Genomic DNA, 22,837 nt, shown 5'->3' on the forward strand with positions numbered 1-22,837 from the left:
CGGTCTCCTCGCGGATCAGAGGGTGATGACAGGTGCGTCGTCGCGGATCTCGAGCCGGACGGGGCGGCCCACCTGCGTGGTGGCGCCGGCCGGCAGGCTCGCCGACGAGAGGGCGGCCGCGGTCGCGGCGTCGCCCGGGGCCGTCGCGGCGGCGACCCGTTCGCCCGCGGCGCTGCGACCGATCACGAAGGCCTGCTCGGGTCCGCCGCCGCGGCCGTGCTCGACGGTGGCGGCCTCGACGGTGAGCGCGAGGCCCCCCGACTCCGCGGCGGGGCGCAGCGGCGGGGCGTCGGGGTGCTGCACGTGCTCCGGCTCCGGCCGGCCCACGAAGCCCTCGGGGTGCGGCCGCCCCGAGAGCAGGACGGCGTGCTGCTTGGTCAGGAAGCCGCCGTTGGCATGGATCAGCCCGATCCCGTCGGTGCCGCGCAACCGGTGCGCCGCCGTCGCCACCGCGTGCAGCGAGTAGGTGTTGAGCGGTCCGCCGAACGAGGAGTGCCCACCGGCGACGGTGAGCACGGCCTCGGTGCGCAGGTGCAGGCCGGCCAGCTTGGGCACCACCGGGAAGCAGCTGTAGACGTCGACGAGGTCGAGGTCGGCGACGGTGCAGGAGGCCAGGTCGAGGGTCCGGTCCAGGGTCCTGGCCAACGCCTCGGAGCGGCCCAGCTCCGTCCGGCGCAGCGGGTCGACGTCGTCGGCCCCGGCGCCACCCCACACGTGCACGATCCGGTCCTCCGGCACGCCCGCGGCCCGGGCCGCCGCCAGGGACGTCACGACGACGGCCACGGCCTGGTCGACCTGGGGCATCGCGTTGACCGCCAGCGGATACGGCTCGCAGACCATGCGGTTGCCGGGGCCGACGGTGGCGATCTCCTCGGCGGTCCGCCGCTCGGGGTTCCAGGCCACCGGGTGGCGTGCGGCGACCTCGCTGTAGTCGGCGTAGAGCCGAGCCGACCACGCTGCGTTCGCGGCGGGGGTGAGGCCGAGGTCGGCCTGCAGCCGGTTCTCGAACAGCGGGTAGACCCGCGTCGGCAGGAAGAGGCCGGCCGCCAGCATCTCCGGCGTCCCGAGATCGTCGAGGTCCAGGGGCGGCGGGCCGCCCGGCTCCGCGGACCAGCCGTGCTCCACCGGGTCGATCCCGGCCCTGCCGAGCGCCTGGACCGAGGCCTGCGCCTCCCCACCGACGATCAGCTCCACCTGGGTGTCCCCCGCCACGATGCGGGCCGCCGCCTCGTCCAGCAGGCGGGCCGGCAGGTGACCGCCCAGCGCCGTGTTCGCCGACAGCCGGGGCCGGGCACCGATGCGCGCGGCCACGGCGCCGGCGAGGTCGGCGTAGGCCCAGCTGGCCACCCGGATGGCGTGCACCGCGTCGGCCGCGCCCACCAGTGCGGGCGCACCGGAGTCGGCCGCGGCCAGACCGATGGCCGCCACGATCAGGTCCAGCGGTTCGCGCGCGTGCTCGGGCGCGCGCTCCCGGTTGGCGCGCAGCTGGCCGACCCCCGCCAGCACCGGGGTGCGGAACTCGTCGGGCACGGGGCCTCCTCGGGCGGTCACAGCTGGGCAGCGGCGGTGTAGAGGGCGGTCAGGTGCTCGATGAGCGGGTCGAGGTCGCCGACGGGGGTGGCCAGGCCGACCCCGGAGATGACCAGCTCGACCAGACCGCCGGTGAGCGTCACCGCGCTGAGCCGGAGCCGGTGCTCGCCCGGCTCGCGCGGGTTCAGCGCGCGCATCAGCCGGGCGGTCAGCTCGCTGAACGACCCCAGGAGGGCGCGCCGCTGGTCCCGGAACTCCTCGGTGGCCAGCGACTCCATGAGGGCGACCCGGACCGTGCGCGGGTCGGCGGCGAAGTACTCGGCGAGCGCGCGCAGCACCGCCCTGGCCCGGGCCTGGGGGCCTCCGGTCTCGCCGTCGACCGCCGTCCGCACCGTGCCCCGGACGTCCTCGCCGATCCGCTCGCACACGGCGCGGAAGAGGTCCTCGCGGCTGCCGAACAGCTCGTAGAAGTACCGCGGGCTGAGGCCTGCCGCGCGGCAGACGTCCTGCACGGTGCTCGCCGCCCAACCCCGCTCGGCGAAGACGGCGAGACCACCCTCGAGGAACTGCTCCCGGCGCCGGGTGGAGCGCTCCTCGGCGCTCATGCCGGCGTACAGCCGCTCGACCACCACGCCTCCTCCGACCACTAAGTTGAGCGGCACTTTACAAGATGAAAGCCCGCAGACAAGATGTTGCCCCCGCCACTTCCCGGGACGGCCCGCCGACCGTCCCCGGTCACCGAGGAGAGCCGTGAGCAGCTGGGACACCGACGAGCGCCGCGCCCTGCGGGCCTCGGTCCGCCGATTCGCCGAGGCCGAGGTCGTGCCGCACCTGGCCGCATGGGAGGAGGCGGGCGCGCTCCCCCGCGAGCTGCACCGACGGGCCGCCGAGGTGGGCCTGCTCGGCGTGGGCTACGCGGAGGAGCTGGGCGGCAGCGGCGGCGGCCCGGTCGACACGCTGCTCATCACCGAGGAGCTGATCCAGGCCGGCGGGTCCAGCGGGTTGGTCGCCGGTCTCTTCACCCACGGCATCGGCCTGCCGCACCTGGTGGCTGCGGGCGACCCGGAGCTGCTCGACCGCGTCGCCCGTCCGGTGCTGGCCGGCGAGAAGATCATCTCCCTCGCGGTGACCGAGCCCGACGGGGGATCCGACGTCGCCGGGCTCACCACGCGCGCCGTGCGCGACGGGGACGAGTACGTCGTCGACGGCGCGAAGACCTACATCACCTCCGGCACCCGGGCCGACTTCGTCACCGTCGCCGTCCGTACCGGGGACGCCGGCGCCGGCGGCGTCTCGCTGCTGCTGCTCGAGCGGGGCATGCCGGGGTTCAGCGTCTCCGCGCCGCTGAAGAAGATGGGCTGGCTGTGCTCCGACACCGCCGAGCTCTCCTTCACCGACGTGCGGGTGCCGGTCGGCAACCTCATCGGCAAGGAGAACGAGGGCTTCTACGCGATCATGGGCCAGTTCGCGGCCGAGCGGCTGAGCCTGGCGGTCCAGGCCTACGCCACCGCGCAGCGCTGCCTGGACCTCACGCTGGCCTGGGTCAAGGAGCGCAGGACCTTCGGCAAGCCGCTGGCCCACCGCCAGGTCGTGGCGCACCGCGTCGCGGAGATGGCCCGGCAGACCGACGTCGCCCACACCTACACCCGCTCGGTCGTCGACCGCTGGCAGGCCGGGGAGAACGTGCTCACCGAGGTGGCGATGGCCAAGAACACCACGGTCGCCGCGTGCGACTACGTCGTCGACAACGCCGTCCAGCTGTTCGGCGGGCTGGGGTACATGCGGGAGTCGGAGGTCGAGCGGCACTACCGCGACAGCCGCATCCTGGGCATCGGCGGCGGGACGAACGAGATCATGACCGAGATCGTCGCCAAGCTCCTCCTCGCCTGACCCTCCCGAGGGCGATCAGTGCACGAAACGCCCGGGCGTTTCGTGCACTAATCGCCCTGGGGGGTGGCGAGGAAGGCCTCGACGATCGTGGCCCAGTGCTGCAGGTGCGGTCCGGATCGTGGTGCGTCCGGCTGCAGCGCGTAGGTGAGCGCCTGGCCGCGCATCGAGGTCAGCAACACCTGGTACACCGCCTCGGCGTTCGGGTGCCCGGCCACCTGCGCCCCGAACACCTCCATCGACAGCCCGCGGAGCTGGACGTTGAGCCGTCGCTCGTAGGGCAGCACCGCCGCGCGCAGCTCCGGATCGGTGCGCGCCGCGCCCCACAGCTCCATGGCGGCGACGAACAGCGGCCCGTGGAACCGCTCCCAGATCACCTCGACCCCGAGCCGGATGCGCCGCGTCGAGTCGGCGGGCAGCTCGGCGGCGGCCTGCCGGACCGAGGCGCTGAACTCCGCGTACAGATGGTCGACGGCGGCCAGCAGCAGGTCGGCCTTCGACGTGAAGTGGTGGGTCAGCGCCCCCCGGGAGACCCCGGCGCGCCGCTGCACCTCCTGGGTGGTGGTGCGGGCGTACCCGAGCTCGACCAGCGACTCGACGGTCGCCCGCACCAGGGCCGCGCGGGTGGCCGCCCGCCGCTCCGCCTGGGTGCGGCGGAGCGGCGGGCGGGTGGAGACGGCGATGACGCTCAGCCCGATGCCCGACCGGCCAGCGAGGCCCGGAGGCTCCCGGCGGGGACGGCCCGCTCGAGCAGGATCGCCGGCGGGCGGAACCGCTCGCCGTAGGCGTCGGCCAGCTCGTCGGCGCGGGCCACGAAGCCCGCCACGCCGCCCGGGTACTGGTCGACGTACTGCAGCACACCGCCGTAGAGCGGGGGGAAGCCGATGCCCATGATCGAGCCGATGTTGGCGTCCTCCACGCTGCGCAGGACCTGCTCCTCCACGCAGCGCGCCGTCTCCACGGCCATCACGAAGAGCATCCGCTCCTGCGCGTCGCGGAACGGCACGGCCTCGGTCGTGGGGAAGAGCTCGGTCAGCCCCGGCCAGACCCGCTTCTCCGGCTGCCAGTCGAAGAAGCCCTGGCCGGCGGACTTGCCGGTGCGGCCCCGCTCGACGAGCGCGCGCAGCACGGCGATGCCCGGGTGCTCCGCGGTGGCGCCGGCCTTGGCCGCCTCCTCGTTGATCTTCAGCGGCAGGGTCAGGGTGACCTCGTCGAGGAGCGTGAGCGGCCCGGCCGGGAAACCGGCCTGCAGCGCTGCGCGCTCGATGCTCATCGGCGCCAGCCCCTCGGCGAGCAGCGCGGCCCCCTCGAGCACGAGCGTGCCGAAGACCCGGCTGGTGAAGAACCCGCGGCTGTCGGAGACGACGATGGGCGTCTTGCCGATCTGCCGGACGACGTCGTAGGCGCGGGCCAGCGCCTCGTCGGAGGTCTGCTCCCCCACGATCAGCTCGACCAGCGGCATCTTGTCCACCGGCGAGAAGAAGTGCATGCCGACGACGTCGCTCTGCCGCTGCACGCCCGCGGCCAGCCCGGTGATCGGCAGGGTCGAGGTGTTGGACGCCAGGAGCGCATCCGGCAGCGCGTTCGCCTCGGCCTCGCTGAGCACCCGGTGCTTGAGCGCCTGGTCCTCGAACACGGCCTCGACGATCACGTCGCAGCCCGCGAGGTCGGCGGCGTCGCCGGTCGGGGTGATCCGGGCGAGGAAGGCGTCGGCCTTCTCCTGCGTCATCCGGCCACGGGCGACCTGCTTGCCGACCAGGCCCTCGACGTGCGCCTTGCCCTTCTGCGCCGCCTCGGTGCTGACGTCCTTGAGCACGACCTCGACGCCGACCTTCGCGAACGCGTGCGCGATGCCCGCGCCCATCATCCCGGCGCCGAGCACACCGACCTTGCTCGCCGCGTACTTCTCGGGGCCCGACGGGCGCGACGCACCGCCGTTGACGGCGTTCAGGTCGAACCACAGCGCCTGGATCATGTTCGTCGAGATCTGGCCGGTCACCAGGTCGACGAAGTAGCGGCCCTCGACGGTGAACGCGGTGTCCACGTCGACCTGCAGGCTCTCCACCGCCGCCGACAGGATCGCGTACGGCGCCGGGTAGGGCGCGCCCTTGAGCTGCTTGGTCAGGTTGGCCGGGAACGCCGGCAGCGTCGAGGCCAGCGACGGCGACGACGGCGTCCCACCCGGGACCTTGTAGCCCTTGGTGTCCCACGGCTGCGCGGCGTCGGGGTGGGCGAGCACCCAGGCACGGGCCTGGGTGACCAGCTCGTCGCGGTCGGCGGCCAGCTCGTGCACGAGGCCGAGCTGGAGCGCCTTCTCCGGGCGCAGCTGCTTGCCCTGCAGGAGCAGCTCGAGCAGCGCCGTCGTCAGGCCGAGCAGGCGCACCGAGCGGACGATCCCGCCTCCACCGGGCAGCAGGCCGAGGGTCACCTCGGGCAGGCCGAGCTTGAGCTTCGGGTCGTCGAGGACGACGCGGTGGTGGCAGGAGAGCGCGATCTCCAGGCCGCCGCCGAGCGCCGTGCCGTTGATGGCGGCGGCGACCGGGACGCCGAGGGTCTCCAGGCGGCGCAGCTGGCTCTTGACCAGCGTCACCTGCGCGAGGACGGCGTCCTTGGTGTCGGGGCCGGCCTGGATGAGGCTGCCGAGGTTGCCGCCGGCGAAGAAGGTCTTCTTGGCGCTGGTGACGACGACGCCGCGGATCGATTCCTTTTCGGCCTCCAGCCGGTCGAGGGTCTCGCCCATCGAGCGGACGTAGGCGTCGTTCATGGTGTTCGCCGACGACGAGGGGTCGTCGAGGGTGAGGACGACGACGCCGTCGGCGTCCTGCTCCCAGCGGATGGTGCTGTCGCTCATGGGGGTCTCCTCAGACTCGCTCGATGACGGTGGCGATGCCCATGCCGCCGCCAACGCACAGGGTGGCCAGGCCGTACCGCAGGTCGCGCCGCTCGAGCTCGTCGACGAGCGAGCCCAGGATCATCGCGCCGGTGGCGCCCAGCGGGTGCCCCATCGAGATCGCGCCGCCGTTGACGTTGACCTGCTCGTGGTCGAAGCCGGTGTCGGCCATGAACCGCAGGACGACGGCGGCGAAGGCCTCGTTCATCTCGACCAGGTCGATGTCGTCGACGGTCAGCCCGGCCCGGTCCAGCGCCTTGAAGGTGGCCGGCGCGGGCCCGGTCAGCATGATCACCGGGTCGGCGCCGGAGACGGCGGTGCTCACGATGCGGGCCCGCGGCGTGAGCCCGTTGCGGCGGCCGGCCTCCTCGGTGCCGATCACGGTGAGCGCGGCGCCGTCGACGATGCCGCTGGAGTTGCCGGCGGTGTGCACGTGGTCGATCCGCTCGACCGCGTGGTACTTGTTCAGCGCCACGGCGTCGAAGCCACCCATGTCGCCGATGCCGGCGAAGGCCGAGGGCAGGCCGGCGAGCGACTCGACGGTGGTGCCGGGGCGGACCAGCTCGTCGGTGTCGAGGACGACGGTGCCGTTCCTGTCGGTGACCGGCACGACCGAGCGATCGAAGTACCCGTTCGACCAGGCCTTGGCCGCGCGGGCGTGGGACTCGGCGGCGTAGGCGTCGACGTCCTCGCGGGTCCAGCCGGCGAGCGTCGCGATGAGGTCGGCACCGATGCCCTGGGGCACGAAGCCGGTGCGGGCGGCGGTCTCGGGGTCCATCGCCCAGGCGCCGCCGTCGGAGCCCATGGGGACGCGGGACATCGACTCGACGCCACCGGCGAGGACCAGGTCCTCGAACCCGGAGGCCACCTTCTGCGCGGCCAGGTTGACCGCCTCCAGGCCGCTGGCGCAGAAGCGGTTGATCTGCACGCCGGCCACGGTCTCGGGGAGGCCGGCGGCCAGCGCCGCGGTGCGCGCGATGACCGAGCCCTGCTCGCCGACCGGGGAGACGACGCCGAGGACGATGTCGTCGACCAGGGCCGGGTCGAGCTGCGGGTTGCGGCGCCGGACCGCGTCGATGAGGCCGGTGGTCAGGCTGATCGGCTTGACCGAGTGCAGGGCACCGGTCTTCTTGCCCTTGCCGCGCGGGGTGCGCACGGCGTCGTAGATGAACGCCTCGGTGGGCATGCTGGTCCTCTCGGGAGTGGGGGGTCAGACGCCGAGCGAGCGGCCGATGATCTCCTTCATGATCTCGGTCGTCCCGCCGTAGATGGTCTGGATGCGCGAGTCGAGGTAGGCCCGGGCCACCGGGTACTCGAGCATGTAGCCGTAGCCGCCGTGCAGCTGCAGGCACCGGTCGATGACGCGCTTCTGCAGCTCCGTCGTCCACCACTTCGCCATGGCGGCGTCCTCGGCAGTGAACCGGCGGGCGTTGTGCTCCAGGATCGCCTTCTCCAGGTAGGTCTCGGCGATCGTGACCTCGGTGTGCATCTCGGCGAGCTCGAAGCGGGTGTTCTGGAACTTCCCGATCGGCTTGCCGAACGCCGTCCGCTCCTTGCAGTACTCGACGGTCAGGTCCAGCACGTTCCGGGCGGAGGCGACCGCACCGGCGGCGATCGAGAGCCGCTCCTGCGGCAGGTTCTCCATGAGGTGGAAGAACCCGTGCCCCTCGGTGCCGAGCAGGTTGGCTGCCGGCACCCGCACGTCCTCGAAGAACAGCTCGGCGGTGTCCTGGGCCTTGAGCCCGACCTTGTCCAGGTTGCGGCCACGCTCGAAGCCGGGCATGCCGCGCTCGACGACCAGCAGCGAGAAGCCGCGGGCACCGGCCTCGGGGTCGGTGCGGCACACCACGATGACGATGTCGGCGTTGATGCCGTTGGTGATGAAGGTCTTGGACCCGTTGAGCACCCAGTCCTCGCCGTCGCGCCGGGCCGTCGTCCTCAGGCCCTGCAGGTCCGAGCCCGCGTGCGGCTCGGTCATGGCGATCGCGGTGATGATCTCCCCGCTCACGACGCCGGGCAGCCACCGCTGCTTCTGCTCCTCGGTGGTCAGCCCGGTCAGGTACGGGGCGACGACGTCGTTCTGCAGCGTGAAGCCCAGGCCGCTGGCGCCGGCCCGGCTGATCTCGGCCGACAGGATCGCGTTGTAGCGGAAGTCGGTGATCCCGCCGCCGCCGTACTCCTCGGGCACGTCCATGCCGAGCAGCCCCTGCTCGCCGGCCTTGAGCCAGACCGATCGGTCGACGACGCCGGCGGCCTCCCACGAGGCCTGGTGCGGAACGGCCTCCTTGGCGAGGAACTCGCGCACCATCGCGCGGAACGCCTCGTGCTCGGCCTCGTAGAGAACGGACTGCACAGGTACCTCCGGGGGTCGTGGAGCTCGGCGATCCACCGCGCCGCGGACCCGAACATACAGACCACTTGTTCTGTATGTTCGCGATCCACGTCACAGTGCCGTGTCGTGCCGAAGCCCGCCGAGGAGCCCACCCGATGCAGGAGTACTCCAGCCCCACCGCCTTCGAGATCCCCGGTACCGCCGCCCTGTCGGACGCGGTCACCGCCCACGGGAACGACTACCCCGACCGTGTGGCACTGAGCCGGCGCGTCGGGGACGCCTGGGTACCGGTCACCAGCCGGGAGTTCGCCGAGCAGGTGTCCCGCCTGGCGCGCGGCATGATCGCCGCCGGGGTGGGCCCGGGTGACCGGGTCGGCATCCTCAGCCGCACCCGCTACGAGTGGACGCTGGCCGACTACGCCATCTGGACGGCGGGCGCCGTGGCGGTGCCCATCTACGAGACGTCGTCCGCTGAGCAGGCGCAGTGGATCCTGTCCGACTCCGGCGCGGTCGCCGTCGTCGTCGAGACGGCGGCGCACGCGGCGATGGTGGAGTCCGTCCGCGCCGACGTCCCGGGTCTGCGGGAGGTGTGGCAGATCGACTCCGGGGACCTCGACACCGTCGCCGCGCGGGCGGACGGGACCCCGGAGTCGGTGCTGGCCGACCGCCGGTCCACGCTCGACGCCGACTCGCTCGCCACGATCATCTACACCTCGGGCACGACCGGCCGCCCCAAGGGCTGCGAGCTCACCCACGGCAACCTGCTCTACGTCGCAGAGCTGGCCCCGACGGTGATCCCGGCGATGAAGGCCGACGGCGCGAGCTCGCTGCTCTTCCTGCCGCTGGCGCACGTGTTCGCCCGGATCATCGAGGTCAGCTGCATCCAGAACGGCGCCCGGCTCGGGCACACCGGCGACCTCGCCCAGCTGCTCGCCGACCTCGGCACGTTCCGGCCGACGTTCCTCGTGGCCGTGCCGAGGGTCTTCGAGAAGGTCTACAACGGCGCGCGGCAGAAGGCGCACGCCGGCGGCAAGGGCGCGATCTTCGACCGCGCCGAGCGGGTCGCCGTGGCCTGGTCCAAGGCACAGGACACCGGCGGCGCCGGGCTCGGGCTGAACCTGCAGCACAAGCTGTTCGACGCCCTCGTCTACGGCAAGCTCCGCGCGGCCATGGGCGGCGAGGTCGAGTACGCGCTCTCCGGCGGCGCCCCGCTCGGCGAGCGGCTGGGCCACTTCTTCCGCGGGATCGGCGTGACGATCCTCGAGGGCTACGGCCTCACCGAGACCACCGGCCCCGCCACGGTGAGCGGTCCGGACACGCTGAAGGTGGGCACGGTCGGCCGCGCGGCCCCGGGGTCCTCGGTGCGCATCGACGACCTCGGCGAGATCCTCGTGCGCGGCCCGCAGGTGTTCCGCGGCTACTGGAACAACCCGGACGCGACGGCGGAGTGCATGCGCGACGGCTGGTTCGCCACTGGTGACATCGGCGTCCTGGACGGCGAGGGCTACCTGACGATCACCGGCCGGATCAAGGAGCTGCTGGTCACCTCGGGCGGGAAGAACGTCTCCCCCGCCGTCCTCGAGGACAAGATCCGGGCGCACCCGCTGGTCAGCCAGTGCATCGTCGTCGGTGACAACCGGCCGTTCATCGGCTGCCTGATCACCCTCGACGCCGAGGCGCTGCCCGGCTGGCTGGAGGGCAAGGGCCGGCCGACGACGACGCCGCTGGCGGAGCTGGTCGAGGACCCCGAGGTCGTCGCCGAGATCCAGTCGGCGGTCGACCGGGCCAACGCCCAGGTCTCGCGCGCGGAGTCGATCCGCAACTTCGCGATCCTGCCGGTGGAGTGGACCGTGGAGGGCGGCCAGCTGACGCCCTCGCTGAAGCTCAAGCGGTCGGTGGTCATGAAGGAGTTCGCCACCGAGGTGGAGAAGATCTACGCGAGCTGACCGGCGTCGGCGCGGGTCGCGGTGCCCTCGGCGGTTACCACGACCCGCGCCCCGCGGGGGAACGCACGGGGCGGGTGGGGCGGGTGCGCCGAACACGCACCCTCCGGTGCTGGCCTCCGGCCAGGTCCTCTCGGACCCTGGGGTCATGACCACCGTCTACGCGTACGGCACGGCACACGCGGTCGTGATGGTCGGTTCCTTCGGGGCGGAAGGGCTCACGCCGCGCCAGATCGGTCCCGCGCACGCCACGATCGGCCGGATCCAGGGGCAGAGCCGCAAGGCGCTGTGCGGCGCGTACGTCTCCCTCGACGAGCAGCTCCCCTGGCCGCCCGAGGGCTACGAGCCCGACCAGCTGTGCGCCGGCTGCGCGGAGCTCGCCGCCCTCTGAGTCACCCGCCCGCGATCGAGGGCAGCACCTGCACCTGCGCCCCGTCGCGCACCGGCGTCGACAAGCCTCCCAGGTGACGGACGTCGTCACCGTCGACGAAGACGTTCACGAAGCGCCGCACCCGACCGGTCTCGTCGCGGATGCGGCGAGCCAGCAGCGGGTGCTCCCGGGCCAGCGCGTCGAACAGGTCGGCGAGGGTGTCGCCGTCCGGGTCGACCGCCAGGTGCTTGGCACCCCCCGCCAGGTCCGCCAGGACTCCCGGCAGCACCACCTCGACGCTCACGGCAGGTGCACCGCCCGCACGACCAGGACGTCGGGCAGGTGGTCGGCGACGAGCGTGAAGCTGTCCCCCTCGTCGGCGCTGGCGTAGACGCAGCCGTCGCGGGTGCCCAGGTAGACGCCGGTCGGGTCCTGCTCGTCGACGCAGAACGCGTCGCGCACGACAGCCGTCCACGAGGCGTCGGGGAGCCCTGCGGTCGACTCGGTCCAGGTGGCGCCGGCGTCGCGGGTGCGGTGCACGCGCAGCCGGCCGGCCGGCGGCACCCGCTGCATGTCGGCGACCAGCGGCACCACCCAGGCGGTGCCGGGGGTCGACGGCGAGGAGGCGATGGGGAACCCGAAGTCGGCGGGCAGCCCTCCGGCGATCGAGGACCAGCTCCGCCCCGCGTCCTCGGTGCGGAAGACCCCGAAGTGGTTCTGGGCGACCATCGCGTCCGGGCCGGCGGCGTCGACGGCGACCTTGTGCACGCACTGCCCGTACTCCGGGGGCTCCGGCAGGAACGGCGCGGTGATGCCGCGGTTGCGCGGCTCCCAGTGCGCGCCCCCGTCGTCGCTGACGTAGACGCCCCCGGCGCTCATCGCGATCGTCACCCGGTCCGACGCGGGGTCGGGCAGGATCGTGTGCACCGCTCCCCCGCCGCCGCCGGGCTCCCAGGTCGGGCGGTGCGGGTGGTCCCAGTGCCCGCGCACGAGGGAGAAGCTGCAGCCACCGTCGGTGCTCCGCCACAGCGAGTGCGGTTCGCAGCCGGCCCACACGACGCCCGGGCGGTCGGCCGAGTCAGGGCGCAGCTGCCAGACGCGGTGGAGGGCCGCGCCGGCGTCCTCCGGGAAGCGGATCGCGCCGTAGTCGGTCTCCTGCCAGCTGCTCCCCAGGTCGTCGGACCACATCACGGTCGGACCCCAGTGGCCGTACTGGATGCCGGCCAGCACCCGCGGCGCCGCCCCCCGGGTGTCGACGCAGACGGCGGCGACCTCCTGGGCGAGCAGGTGCGGGCCGTCCAGCGTCCAGGTCCGCCGTCCGTCCTCGCTCCGGGCCAGGAAGAGCCCCTTGCGCGTCCCGATGGCCAGCAGATCGGTCATGACACTCCTCCGAGTCGACGGTTCTCGGGAGGTAGACCGGAGCGGCCGCCGGAACTCAGCGGCCCGGGGCGAGGGAACTCAGCGGCGCGTGGCCCCGCCCTCGGGAGTTCCGTGGTGGGGGTGCTGACCGTCAGGGCTGAGGCCGGGGGCGAGCCGCTCGGCCTCGGTGCGCAGCTTCTGGGCCGCCGAGCGGTCTTCCTCGGCGCGAGCGGCCCGCTGCCGGGCCTCCTGCTCGGCGAGCGCCGCCCGCTCCTGGACCTCGGCCAGCTCGCGACGGGCCGCTGCGGCCTGCTCCTCGGCCAGCGCCTGCTCCTTCTCGGCGCGGGCTCCGCGGATCTGCGCCTCCTGCAGGTTCTCGCGCGCCTGCTCCCGGTGCTGGGCCTCCCGGCGCACCCGCGCGACGCGGGCCCGCTTCATGAGCGCCACCGCCAGCAGCGCCAGCAGCACGAGCACGACGACGACCAGCACCACGATCTGCCAGGTCTCCACGATCACCCCTCCTCGATGTCGGCTCCAGGGGTGCCCGGGGTCACATCCGAGGAAACGCCGCCGAGGGGCTCGTGATCACTTGAGCGCGCTGCCGGCCTGCCACTCGTCCCACGGGATGGCCCAGTCGTAGATGTCGCCGTCGGCGGCGGAGAGGGTCGGCCCGATCGAGTTCTTGATCTCCACGACGTCTCCCGGCTGGGAGAAGTCGAAGAACCAGGCCGCCCGGTCGGTCGAGAGGTTGATGCAGCCGTGCGACACGTTCGCCCGGCCCTGCTGCCCCACCGACCAGGGCGCGGCGTGCACGAACTCGCCGTTGTTGGAGATGCGGACGGCGTACTCCACGTCGGTCCGGTAGCCACCCGGGGCGTCGACGGCCAGGCCGAAGGTGCTCGAGTCCATCGTGATGTCGCGGTGGGACTCGGTCACCACGTGCGGCCCGTTGCGGCTCGGGTTCTCCTCGCTGCCGGCGCTCATCGGGTAGCTCTGGACGAGCTGGTCGCCGTCGTAGACCTCCATCGTGTGCGTGGCGGCATCGGCGATGGACACGTGCCGCTCGCCGATGGAGAAGCTGACCGAGCGGTTCTTCTCGCCCCAGACGCCGTCGCCGAAGTCCACGCCGTAGAGGTCGGCGTCGAGCGTGATGTCGGTGTTCGCCGGCCAGTACTGCGACGGGCGGAAGTGCACCTCGGAGTCGTTCAGCCAGCTCCACACGCCGTCGGTGGGGGTGGAGGTGGTCACCTTCAGGTGGCTCTCGACGGCGGCCTTGTCGGCCACTGGCTCGTCGAAGTACACGCGGATCGGCATGCCGACGCCGACGGTCATGCCGTCGAGCGGGCCGATCGACGGCGTGCTCACGCTCTGCGGTGTGACGGTCGTGAACGTCGACTTCTCGGTGGTGTCGTCGTCCTCGTCGTTGGTGGCGACGGCGGTGAGGGTGTAGGTGGTGCCGTAGGCGAGCGGGGTCTCCGGCGTCCACACCTGGGTTGCCGCGTCACCGCCGTCGGACTCCGCCTGCGGAGCCGGACCGACGGCGCCGGGAACCGCTGCACCGTCCGCGTCGGTGACGGTGACCTTCTCCAGCTCACCCCCGTCGACCGAGATCTCCAGCGGCACGACCGGGGAGACGTCGGCGGAGCCGTCGGCGACGGCGAGCTCGACGGTCGCCGGGGTCGCGTCGGCCTTCGGGCCGCCGGACGAGCCGCTGTCGTCGCCCGTGCACCCGGCCAGGAGGACCAGCGTCCCCGCGGCGATCATGGCGGCTGTCCGTCGCACCTGCACCTACTCCTCGTCCCCCGCCCACCCCGTCCGGGGCGAGCACGTCCTCACCAGTGTCCACGTACGGACGACATCGTGGTGGCTGCCACGTGTGGCGAAGCCCTCCCTGGCCACCTGTCATCCCAGCCGCCGGGCGCTGGTATGGTTCTCTCTCGTTGCTCCGGCCAGCCCGGAGCACCGCGCCATTAGCTCAATTGGCAGAGCAGCTGACTCTTAATCAGCGGGTTCGGGGTTCGAGTCCCTGATGGCGCACCAGGTTCCAACGAAGCGGCTCCGTCCTCGGGACGGGGCCGCTTCGTCGTTCTCGTCCCCGGTCAGTGGTGGGCGTGCACCACGGCGTGCCCGCGGCCACGGCTCATCAGCCAGCGGTTGACCGGCAGCGTGAGCACGAAGGCCAGCGCCAGGGAGCCCGCCAGCGCACCCCAGAACAACCCGCTGCGCAGCCCGGCGTCCATCGCTCCCGGGATGACCAGCATCGCCGCGTTGTCGACGACCTCCATGACCGCGATGGAGACGGTGTCCGCGGCCAGCGCGACGCCGAGCGCCTGCCGCAGCGGCAGGCCGGCACGCAGCACCCCTCGCATGGTGAGCGCGTAGCCGAAGACGAAGGCCAGCGCGATCGACAGCACGACCGTGGCCAGGTCGTGCAACCCCACCGCCGTGCCGATGACCATGCCCAGCACCTCGCCGATGGCGCACCCGGTCAGGCAGTGCAGCGTCGCCTGAGCCGCCATGGCCCAGCCGACGGTCGCCGTGTGCTCGTGGTGCTGGTCGTGCCCGGAGCGTGTCGTCATGTCGGTCTCCTCTCGCGACATCTCACATATACCCCCAGGGGGTACATGGCGCAAGAGGGCGGCTCAGGCCGGCCCGTGGCGCCGGAGCCAGCTGCGCGCCCGGAGTGCCGCCAGCAACCCGTAGGCGTAGATCGCCACCGCCAGCACGGCGCCGCCCAGGAGACTCCAGGAGAAGAGGTCGTCGGGCGGTAGGAAACGCGGCAGGTAGGCCGCCAGCAGCACGAGGAACGTGACGCCCATGACCAGGCCCTCCCGCAGGCGACCGGCGACCTCGCCGGCGATCCGGACCGCCGCGGGCAGCTCGTCGGGAGCGATCTCCTTCCCGGCCACGATCCACCAGAGGACACGTTGTCGGGCCGGACCTCGACGCGGACCGTGCCTGCTCACCCGACTCCCCCGCCCCCCGGCGACCCGCACCGGGGCCGGCTGCGATGGTGCCAGCCGGCACGGGTCAGACGGTCTGCAGCACCTCGACGTCGACGTGCACACCCTCCAGCGCGTACGCCACCCGGCGCCGTGCCTGCTCCGGCGAGGAACCGGCCGCGAGGACCTGCCCCAGGAACGCCTCCGGCGAGCCCGGCGGCTCCACCTCGTCACCGACATCGGTGAAGGCCTCGGCCACCAGCAGGCCCGGGATCGCCGCCACCTCCCGCACGCCGGAGATGGCGCGCACCCGCCCCCCGGTGTGGCAGAGGAGGTGCATCCGGGCGCAGGCGGCCACCGGCGCTCCCTCCGGACGGGGGAGCGCCTCGCCGAGGAGCGCCGCCACCGCGAGGGCCGCCGAGTCCAGGCCACTGACCTGGTCGACGCACAGCTGCGCACCGGGGTCGGCCGGTCGCGCCTGCAGCCCGGCGAACACCGGGCCGGCCGGACCGAGCACGAACTCCAGGTGGAACGGCCCTGCGTCGAGCCCGGCCGCCGCCAGGACGGCGCACACGAAGTCGGGGGCCTGGCGAACCGGCGGCTGCCGCACCGCTGTCGTCGCCAGCTCCGACCACTCCGGAGGGGCGGTCATCACCTGCTCCGACCAGGCCAGGACCACCGGCCGGCCGGCGACGACGACGCCGTCCGCGGCGAAGCGGGGACCGTGGACGTACTGCTCCACGAGCAGCCGCCGGCGGGGTTCGACCCCGCGGCCGTACGTGCGGCGACCGGCATGGCGGGCCGCGACCGCGCGCAGCTCGCGGTCGTCGGAGACCAGCGCCACGTCCCACCGGCGGCCACCGTCGACCGGGGAGACGACGCAGGGGTACCCGACGGCCGCCGTCAGGGCGGGGTCGGTGGCGGACACCACCACCCCCGGGGCGACGGCGACCCCCGCGGCAGCCACGGCCGCACGGAGAACCGCCTCGTCCTCGGCGAGGGCAGGCGAACCGGGGGTGGGCCCGGGCAGCCCGAGCGCCCGGGCCGCCCCTGCCGCGGAGCCGAGGAATCCGTCCACAGTGCTCGTGACCGCGGCGACCGGCCCGTCCAGACCGGCCAGGCCGTTGACGACGGCGGCCGCGTCGCGCGTCTCGCACTCCACCCATCGGTCGACCAGCCAGTCGACGTCCGTGCCGTAGGAGGCACGCTCGCGCGTCGCGACCGCGATCCGCATCCCGCGCGCCCGCGCGTGCTCCAGCTGGGCGACCCCCGGCACGAGCAGCCGCTCCCCTGCGGCCAGGGTCGGGCACCGGGCGGACGACCGGCAGGGCAGCTCCACGGCGACGAACCAGCGGTCGCTCTCCGCGCGCGCCCGGGGGACGCTGGGCCCGGCTGCCGTCGACCCCGTCATGGGCTCTGCTCCCCCACTCGTCCAGAAAGTTGGGCGAACCATACCGGTCGGTTGGTTTCATGGGGAAGGCATGTGCTCGCCCTGAGTCACGAAAGAGCGAACGCGCAGCCCGGAGGGGAAGTCCGCAGGCCGGCTCAGGGTTGCCCACGACGTGACCAGCACGCCGGAACCCCGCGACGTCGACGTCGTGGTGGTCGGCGCCGGGCAGGCCGGGCTCTCCACGGCCTGGGCCCTGGCCCGGCAGGGTTTCGAGCGCGGCGACGGCTTCGTCGTCCTCGACGGCGAGTCCGCCCCGGGCGGCGCGTGGCAGCACCGCTGGGCGACGCTCACCCTCGGAGCCACGCACCGCGTGCACGACCTGCCGGGGCTGCCGTTCGCGCCGGAGGACGACCGCGCTCCCGCCGTCGAGTCGGTACCTGCCTACTTCGCCGCCTACGAACGGGAGTTCGACCTGCCGGTCGTCCGCCCGGTGCGCGTGACGGCGGTCCGGCGGATCGGGGACGGCCGGTTCCGCGTCGAGACCGACCGCGGCGACTGGACGGCGCGCGGCCTCGTGAACGCGACGGGGACGTGGACCCGCCCGTTCGTCCCGCGCTATTCGGGTCAGGAGCTGTTCCGCGGGCGGCAGCTGCACACCGTGGACTACCGCTCCCCCGAGGAGTTCCGCGGGCAGCACGTCGTGGTCGTCGGCGGTGGCGCCTCGGCCACCCAGCTGCTCGGGGAGATCTCGCGGGTCACCAGCACGACCTGGGTCACCCGCCGTCCACCCGTCTGGCGCGAGGCGGTCTTCGACGAGGACGCCGGCCGCGAGGTGGTCGCGCAGGTGGAGGCGGCCGTGCGCGAGGGCCGCCGGCCGGGCAGCGTCGTCGGGCTCACCGGACTGCTGGTCTCCACGCCCTGCATCCGCGACGGGCTCGACCGCGGCGTCCTCGAGCGGCTGCCGATGTTCGACCGGATCACCCCCGACGGCGTGCGCTGGGCGGACGGCCGGTTCGTCGCCGCCGACGTCATCCTGTGGGCCACCGGGTTCCGAGCGGAGGTGGGCCACCTGGCCCCGCTGCACCTGCGCGAGCCCGGCCGCGGGTTCCGGCTGGAGGGCACCCAGGTCGTCGGGGAGCCGCGGGTGCACCTCGTCGGCTACGGCCCCTCGGCCAGCACCATCGGCGCCAACCGGGCCGGGCAGGCCGCCGCCCGGGCGCTGCGCCGCGAGCTGCGCCCGGGTGCTCCCCTGCCTCGCAGCGCCTGAGCCCTGGGGGACGGTTCAGGGTCCGATCAGGGCGCTCCCCGATGGTTCCGGCGCCCTGCGGCCGACAGGGTCGAGGCCATGACCTCGCAACCCATCCCCGCGGACCCGTCGTGATCACCGCCCGCGGCCTCACCAAGAAGTACGGCGCCCGCACCGCCGTCGACGGCGTCTCCTTCACCGTCAGCCCCGGCCGGGTCACCGGCTTCCTCGGGCCGAACGGCGCCGGCAAGTCGACGACGATGCGCATGATCCTCGGCCTCGACCGCCCCACCGCCGGCAGCGTCACGGTGAACGGGCGCCGCTACGCCGACTCCCCCGCGCCGCTGCGCGAGGTCGGCGCGCTGCTGGAGGCGCGGGCCCTGCACCCGGGGCGCTCCGCCCGTGACCACCTCCGCTGGCTCGCCGCCAGCAACGCCCTCCCCGCGCGCCGGGTGGACGAGGTGCTCGACCAGGTGGGGCTCAGCGACGTCGCCGGCCAGCGCGTCGGCAAGTTCTCCCTCGGCATGGGCCAGCGCCTCGGCATCGCCGTCGCCCTGCTCGGCGACCCGCCCGTCGTCGTCCTCGACGAGCCGGTCAACGGCCTGGACCCCGAGGGCATCCGCTGGGTGCGCACCCTGGCCCGCACCCTCGCCGAGCAGGGCCGCACGGTCTTCCTCTCCAGCCACCTCATGAGCGAGATGGCGCTGACCGCCGAGCACCTCGTGGTGATCGGCCGTGGCCGCGTGCTCGCCGACTGCTCGATGTCGCAGTTCATCGCCGAGCACGCCGCCTCCTACGTGCGGGTGCGCACCCCGCAGCGCAGCGAGACCGCGGAGCTCCTGCGCCGCGAGGGCCTCGACGTGACCCCGGTCGACGACGAGCTGCGGGTGACGGGCCGGGACGCGGCGGCGGTCGGCGAGCTGGTCGGCCGCGCCGGGCTGCTGCTGCACGAGCTGACCCTGGTCTCCTCCTCGCTGGAGGACGCCTTCATGACCCTCACCGCGTCCAGCGTCGAGTACGCGACGTCCACCCCCATCACCGCCGGAGCTCCCCGATGACCGACACGGTCGCCCTCGACCCGAACCGGCACGTGCCGGGCCTCCCCCGCCCCGGCTTCCGCCGGACGCTGCACGCCGAGTGGATCAAGTTCTGGTCGGTGCGCTCGACCGCCTGGTCGGTCGTGGCCATGCTCGCCCTCGGCGCCGGCCTCACCACCCTCGTCTGCGCCACCAGCGCGGACTGGCTGGCCTCCGGCGAGGCCGACGAGTCGCCGGGCTCGTTCGTGACCTGGGGGCTGATGTTCGCCCAGGTCACCGCCATCGTGCTGGGCACGCTGGCGGTCACCTCCGAGTACGGCACCGGGATGATCCGCGCGACGCTCGCCGCCACCCCGAGCCGCGGAGCGGTGCTGGCCGCCAAGGCCGTCGTCCTCACCGGCACGCTGTTCGTCGCCGGCACGGTGACGGCGTTCGCCGGGTACTTCGGCGGGAACTTCTTCCTCGACCGGGTCGGCGTCGGGCTGGAGCTCTCCGACGAGGGCGTGCTGCGCTCGATGCTCGGCAGCGGCCTCTACATGGCCGGGCTGGGGCTGCTGGCCGCCGCCGTCGGGCTGCTGGTCAGGCACACCGCCGCGGTGCTGTCGATCGTGCTGGCACTGGTCTTCGTCGTCGGCACCATGGTGTTCCTGCTGCCCGGCGCGTGGGGCGAGTGGATCGGCAAGCTGATGCCGGGCAACGCGGGCTCCCCGGTGGCCACCCCGGTGTCGTTCAACCCGAACCTCCTGGAGCCGTGGGTCGGGTTCGGCGTCTTCTGCGCCGAGGTCGCCACCGTCCTGCTCGCCGGCTACCTGGTGTTCCGCCGTCGGGACGCCTGAGCACCCCGCTGCGCCCCGGCCGCCCCGGCCGGGGCACAGTGGTGCCGTGACCACGCAGGACCCCGCGGCCGAGGGCCGCCGCCGCGCCGAGAAGCTGCTCGAGCACCTGTCGGAGGACGACGACGCCGCCGTCGACGAGCTCCTCGCCGGGTTGACCGACGTCCGCGACCTGGTGTTCGTCGGCGCCGGGCTCACCGGGATCGCCCGCGCCGAAGGACGGGTGCTGCCCACCGCCCAGCGCGCGCAGGCCAGCACCCGTCAGCTGAAGCTCGGCCAGCTGCGCGACGCCAACCGGGACGACCCCGAGGGCCTGCGCACCTGGCTGCGCCGGAGCGGCGAGGAGATCCTCTTCATCCGCTCGCTGCAGGCCGCCGTCGCCCGGCTGCCGTGACGTCCGCGCGGGGGTAGAGAGGGGTCGTGCCGCTGCTGACCGTGGGCCACGGGCCCGAGGACCGCGACCGTCTCGCCGCGCGCCTCGACGCCGCCGGGGTGCAGCTCCTGGTCGACGTGCGCCGGTTCCCCGGCAGCCGCAACAACCCCGACGTCCGGCGCGAGGCGCTCGAGGAGTGGCTCCCGGCCGCCGGGATCGGCTACCGGTGGGAGGAGCGCCTCGGTGGCCGGCGCGCGCTCCCCGCGGGCACCCCGGTGGTCGACGACTGGTGGACCGTCGCCCAGTTCGCCGCGTACGCCGCCCACACCCGGACGCCGGAGTTCGCCACGGCCCTCGACGAGGTGCTGCGCGAGGCCGACCGCCGCACGGTGGCGGTGATGTGCAGCGAGAGCGTGTGGTGGCGCTGCCACCGACGGCTGGTCGCCGACGTCGCCGTGCTGTCCCGGGCCACCCCGGTGCACCACCTCATGCCCGACGGCCGCCTGACCGCGCACCGGCCGTCCGAGGGCGCGGTGCTCGCCGACGACGGGCTGCTGCGGTGGCCGGCCGGTGCGGAGCGCACGGCATGACCACCCGCACCGTCGTCGTCACCGGGGTCTCCGGCTCCGGGAAGACGACGGTGGCGCGCCTGGTGGCCCAACGGCTGGGCTGGGCGTTCACCGAGGGCGACGAGCACCATCCACCGGCCAACGTGGCGGAGATGCGCGCCGGCGTCCCGCTGGACGACGACGACCGGGCGCCCTGGCTCGCGGCCCTGGCCGGCTGGATCGGGGAGCAGGAGCACGCGGGGCGGTCCGCCGTCCTCACCTGCTCGGCGCTGCGCCGGCGCTACCGCGACGTGCTGCGCGCCGGGCACCCCTCGGTGTGGTTCGCCCACCTCGTCGTGCCCGACGGCGTACTGGCCGGCCGGCTGGCCGCCCGCACCGGCCACTTCATGCCGGGGTCGCTGCTGGGCAGCCAGCTGGCGACGCTGGAACCCCTGGCCGACGACGAGCCTGGCGTCACCGTGCGCGCCGACCGGGAGGCCGGCGCGGTGGTGGACGCCCTCGTCGCGGTGCTCAGCCCATGTGCGGGTAGCGGTGGTCCGTCGGGGGCGCGAACGTCTCCTTGATCGAGCGGCTGCTCGTCCAGCGCATGAGGTTCTGCTTGGCGCCGGCCTTGTCGTTCGTGCCGGAGGCCCGGCCACCCCCGAAGGGCTGCTGCCCGACCACGGCGCCGGTCGGCTTGTCGTTGACGTAGAAGTTGCCTGCCGCGTGCCGCAGGAACTTCTGCGCGTGCGCGATCGCCGTCCGGTCCTGGGCGATGACCGCGCCGGTGAGCGCGTACGGCGCCACCGACTCCATCTGGGTCAGCACCGCGTCGTACTCGGCGTCGTCGTACACGTGCACCGCGAGCACCGGCCCGAAGTACTCGGTCGTGAACACCTCGTGGCCGGGGTCGGTGCCCTCGATGATCGTGGGCCGCACGAAGAAGCCCTCGCTGTCGTCGGCCTGCCCGCCGGCGACGATCGACAGCGACGGGTCGGCGTCCACCCGGTCCAGGACACCGGACAGCTTGGAGAACGACTTCCGGTCGATGACCGCGCCCAGGAAGTTCGAGAAGTCGGTGACGTCGCCCATCGGAAGCGACTCCGTGGTCGCGACGAGGTCGTCCTTCAGGCGGGCCCATACCGAGCGGGGCACGTAGGCGCGCGACGCCGCCGAGCACTTCTGCCCCTGGTACTCGAAGGCACCGCGGACCAGTGCGGTGCGCAGCACGTCGACGTCGGCCGAGGGGTGGGCGACGACGAAGTCCTTGCCACCGGTCTCGCCGACGATCCGCGGGTAGCCGCGGTAGCCCGCGATGTTCTCCCCGACCGTGCGCCACAGGTGCTGGAAGACCGGCGTGGACCCGGTGAAGTGGATGCCGGCGAGGTCACGGTCGGCCAGGGCCACCTCCGAGACGGCGATGCCGTCGCCGGTGACCAGGTTGATGACGCCCGGCGGGAGTCCCGCCTCCTCCAGCAGCCGCATCAGGAAGTGCGCGGCGAACTGCTGGGTGGGCGCGGGCTTCCAGACGACGGTGTTCCCCATGAGCGCGGGCGCGGTGGGCAGGTTGCCGGCGATCGCGGTGAAGTTGAACGGGGTGATGGCGTAGACGAAGCCCTCGAGCGGCCGGTGATCGGTGCGGTTCCAGACCCCGGGCGAGGACTCGGGCTGCTCGGCCAGGATCTCCCGGGCGAAGTGCACGTTGTAGCGCCAGAAGTCGATCAGCTCGCAGGCGCTGTCGATCTCGGCCTGCTGGGCGGTCTTGCTCTGGCCGAGCATCGTCGCGGCGTTGAGGGTCTGGCGCCACGGTCCGGCCAGCAGGTCGGCGGCGCGGAGGAAGACGGCCGCCCGGTCGTCGGAGGAGAGGTCGGACCAGCCGGGCGCGGCCTCCTTGGCGCAGCGGATCGCGTCCTGCGCGTCGCCGTGGGTCGCGTGCGCGGAGGTGCCGAGGACGGCGGCGTGCCGGTGCGGCTGCACGACCTCGAACTCCTCGCCGGAGGCCATGCGCTGCGCGCCGCCGATGGTGCTGGTCAGCTCGAGCCGCTCGCCGGCGAGCGTGGCCAGGCGCCGCTGCAGCTCGTCGCGCTCCGGGCTGCCCGGGGCGTAGGTGAGGACCGGCTCGTTGCGGGGAGCCGGGACCTGGGTGATGGCGTCCAT

The 22,837-nt window shown here is 73.5% G+C and carries 23 protein-coding genes and 1 tRNA gene; 10 read left to right on the plus strand and 14 right to left on the minus strand.

Annotated features, from left to right (window positions below):
• Positions 1-15: 15 nt before the first annotated feature.
• Entirely contained in the window at positions 16-1,530 is a 1,515-nt protein-coding gene (locus DQ237_RS11165; protein WP_113800207.1) for an acetyl-CoA acetyltransferase, read from the minus strand.
• 17 nt (positions 1,531-1,547) lie between these two features.
• Entirely contained in the window at positions 1,548-2,159 is a 612-nt protein-coding gene (locus DQ237_RS11170; RefSeq protein ID WP_147251785.1) for a TetR/AcrR family transcriptional regulator, read from the minus strand.
• A gap of 121 nt (positions 2,160-2,280) precedes the next feature.
• Here DQ237_RS11170 and DQ237_RS11175 point away from each other — a divergent pair, with 121 nt between their 5' ends.
• Complete coding sequence (locus DQ237_RS11175) at positions 2,281-3,420, plus strand: acyl-CoA dehydrogenase family protein (RefSeq protein ID WP_205730173.1); 1,140 nt, start codon at positions 2,281-2,283, stop codon at positions 3,418-3,420.
• A 47-nt stretch (positions 3,421-3,467) separates the two neighbouring features.
• Here the strand turns inward: DQ237_RS11175 and DQ237_RS19735 are convergent, their stop codons facing one another.
• From DQ237_RS19735 to DQ237_RS11195, 4 genes are all read right to left on the minus strand, one after another.
• Positions 3,468-4,028: a TetR/AcrR family transcriptional regulator gene (locus tag DQ237_RS19735; protein WP_166509585.1), complete on the minus strand. Its 561-nt coding sequence runs from the start codon at positions 4,026-4,028 to the stop codon at positions 3,468-3,470.
• A 77-nt stretch (positions 4,029-4,105) separates the two neighbouring features.
• Positions 4,106-6,268 carry a 3-hydroxyacyl-CoA dehydrogenase NAD-binding domain-containing protein gene (locus tag DQ237_RS11185; RefSeq protein WP_113800213.1) on the minus strand — a complete coding sequence of 721 codons (2,163 nt, stop codon included), beginning with the start codon at positions 6,266-6,268 and terminating at the stop codon, positions 4,106-4,108.
• Between the two features lie 10 nt (positions 6,269-6,278).
• Complete coding sequence (locus tag DQ237_RS11190; RefSeq protein WP_113800215.1) at positions 6,279-7,493, minus strand: acetyl-CoA C-acetyltransferase; 1,215 nt, start codon at positions 7,491-7,493, stop codon at positions 6,279-6,281.
• Between the two features lie 24 nt (positions 7,494-7,517).
• Positions 7,518-8,660 (minus strand): acyl-CoA dehydrogenase family protein, encoded by a 1,143-nt coding sequence (locus DQ237_RS11195; protein WP_113800217.1) that lies wholly within the window; start codon positions 8,658-8,660, stop codon positions 7,518-7,520.
• Between the two features lie 134 nt (positions 8,661-8,794).
• Here DQ237_RS11195 and DQ237_RS11200 point away from each other — a divergent pair, with 134 nt between their 5' ends.
• Together DQ237_RS11200 and DQ237_RS11205 are read left to right on the plus strand one after the other, a co-directional pair.
• Positions 8,795-10,585, plus strand: coding sequence for a long-chain fatty acid--CoA ligase (locus tag DQ237_RS11200; RefSeq protein ID WP_113800219.1), 1,791 nt, complete (start codon positions 8,795-8,797; stop codon positions 10,583-10,585).
• 145 nt (positions 10,586-10,730) lie between these two features.
• On the plus strand, positions 10,731-10,973 hold the full coding sequence (locus tag DQ237_RS11205; RefSeq protein ID WP_113800516.1) for a hypothetical protein: 243 nt from the start codon (positions 10,731-10,733) through the stop codon (positions 10,971-10,973).
• Position 10,974: 1 nt separating this feature from the next.
• Here DQ237_RS11205 and DQ237_RS11210 read toward each other — a convergent pair whose 3' ends face one another.
• The 4 genes from DQ237_RS11210 to DQ237_RS11225 all read right to left on the minus strand — a co-directional run bounded on the left by DQ237_RS11210 (position 10,975) and on the right by DQ237_RS11225 (position 14,093).
• The gene (locus DQ237_RS11210; protein WP_113800221.1) at positions 10,975-11,256 is read right to left on the minus strand and encodes a ubiquitin-like small modifier protein 1; all 282 of its coding nucleotides are present in this window, start codon (positions 11,254-11,256) and stop codon (positions 10,975-10,977) included.
• Positions 11,253-12,332, minus strand: coding sequence for an exo-alpha-sialidase (locus DQ237_RS11215; protein ID WP_113800223.1), 1,080 nt, complete (start codon positions 12,330-12,332; stop codon positions 11,253-11,255). The genes DQ237_RS11210 and DQ237_RS11215 overlap by 4 nt, the downstream gene beginning before the upstream one ends.
• A 78-nt stretch (positions 12,333-12,410) precedes the next feature.
• A complete protein-coding gene (locus DQ237_RS11220; RefSeq protein ID WP_113800517.1) occupies positions 12,411-12,821 on the minus strand; it encodes a hypothetical protein in 411 nt (136 codons plus the stop codon).
• Positions 12,822-12,896: 75 nt separating this feature from the next.
• Complete coding sequence (locus DQ237_RS11225; protein WP_240619581.1) at positions 12,897-14,093, minus strand: Ig-like domain-containing protein; 1,197 nt, start codon at positions 14,091-14,093, stop codon at positions 12,897-12,899.
• 182 nt (positions 14,094-14,275) lie between these two features.
• Between DQ237_RS11225 and DQ237_RS11230 the strand changes: the two genes are divergently transcribed.
• Positions 14,276-14,351, plus strand: a tRNA-Lys gene (locus DQ237_RS11230).
• 59 nt (positions 14,352-14,410) lie between these two features.
• Here DQ237_RS11230 and DQ237_RS11235 read toward each other — a convergent pair.
• From DQ237_RS11235 to DQ237_RS11245, 3 genes are all read right to left on the minus strand, one after another.
• The gene (locus DQ237_RS11235) at positions 14,411-14,890 is read right to left on the minus strand and encodes a DUF4396 domain-containing protein (RefSeq protein WP_113800227.1); all 480 of its coding nucleotides are present in this window, start codon (positions 14,888-14,890) and stop codon (positions 14,411-14,413) included.
• 63 nt (positions 14,891-14,953) lie between these two features.
• A complete protein-coding gene (locus DQ237_RS11240) occupies positions 14,954-15,220 on the minus strand; it encodes a hypothetical protein (protein ID WP_113800229.1) in 267 nt (88 codons plus the stop codon).
• Positions 15,221-15,341: 121 nt separating this feature from the next.
• Positions 15,342-16,664: an ATP-grasp domain-containing protein gene (locus DQ237_RS11245; protein ID WP_166509586.1), complete on the minus strand. Its 1,323-nt coding sequence runs from the start codon at positions 16,662-16,664 to the stop codon at positions 15,342-15,344.
• 151 nt (positions 16,665-16,815) lie between these two features.
• Between DQ237_RS11245 and DQ237_RS11250 the strand changes: the two genes are divergently transcribed.
• From DQ237_RS11250 to DQ237_RS11275, 6 genes are all read left to right on the plus strand, one after another.
• Entirely contained in the window at positions 16,816-17,910 is a 1,095-nt protein-coding gene (locus tag DQ237_RS11250) for an NAD(P)-binding domain-containing protein (RefSeq protein ID WP_113800233.1), read from the plus strand.
• 110 nt (positions 17,911-18,020) lie between these two features.
• Positions 18,021-18,947 (plus strand): ABC transporter ATP-binding protein, encoded by a 927-nt coding sequence (locus tag DQ237_RS11255; protein WP_113800235.1) that lies wholly within the window; start codon positions 18,021-18,023, stop codon positions 18,945-18,947.
• On the plus strand, positions 18,944-19,762 hold the full coding sequence (locus DQ237_RS11260; RefSeq protein WP_113800236.1) for an ABC transporter permease subunit: 819 nt from the start codon (positions 18,944-18,946) through the stop codon (positions 19,760-19,762). Before DQ237_RS11255 ends, DQ237_RS11260 begins: the two co-directional genes overlap by 4 nt.
• A 46-nt stretch (positions 19,763-19,808) precedes the next feature.
• Positions 19,809-20,153 carry a hypothetical protein gene (locus DQ237_RS11265; RefSeq protein WP_113800238.1) on the plus strand — a complete coding sequence of 115 codons (345 nt, stop codon included), beginning with the start codon at positions 19,809-19,811 and terminating at the stop codon, positions 20,151-20,153.
• Positions 20,154-20,179: 26 nt separating this feature from the next.
• Entirely contained in the window at positions 20,180-20,722 is a 543-nt protein-coding gene (locus DQ237_RS11270) for a DUF488 family protein (protein ID WP_113800239.1), read from the plus strand.
• A complete protein-coding gene (locus DQ237_RS11275) occupies positions 20,719-21,264 on the plus strand; it encodes a gluconokinase (protein WP_113800518.1) in 546 nt (181 codons plus the stop codon). The genes DQ237_RS11270 and DQ237_RS11275 overlap by 4 nt, the downstream gene beginning before the upstream one ends.
• On the opposite strand, the gene pruA is transcribed toward DQ237_RS11275, so the two are convergent.
• A complete protein-coding gene (pruA, locus tag DQ237_RS11280) occupies positions 21,212-22,837 on the minus strand; it encodes an L-glutamate gamma-semialdehyde dehydrogenase (RefSeq protein ID WP_113800241.1) in 1,626 nt (541 codons plus the stop codon). The genes DQ237_RS11275 and pruA overlap by 53 nt on opposite strands.

The sequence above is a fragment of the Blastococcus sp. TF02-8 genome (assembly GCF_003319175.1).
Lineage (GTDB): Bacteria > Actinomycetota > Actinomycetes > Mycobacteriales > Geodermatophilaceae > Blastococcus.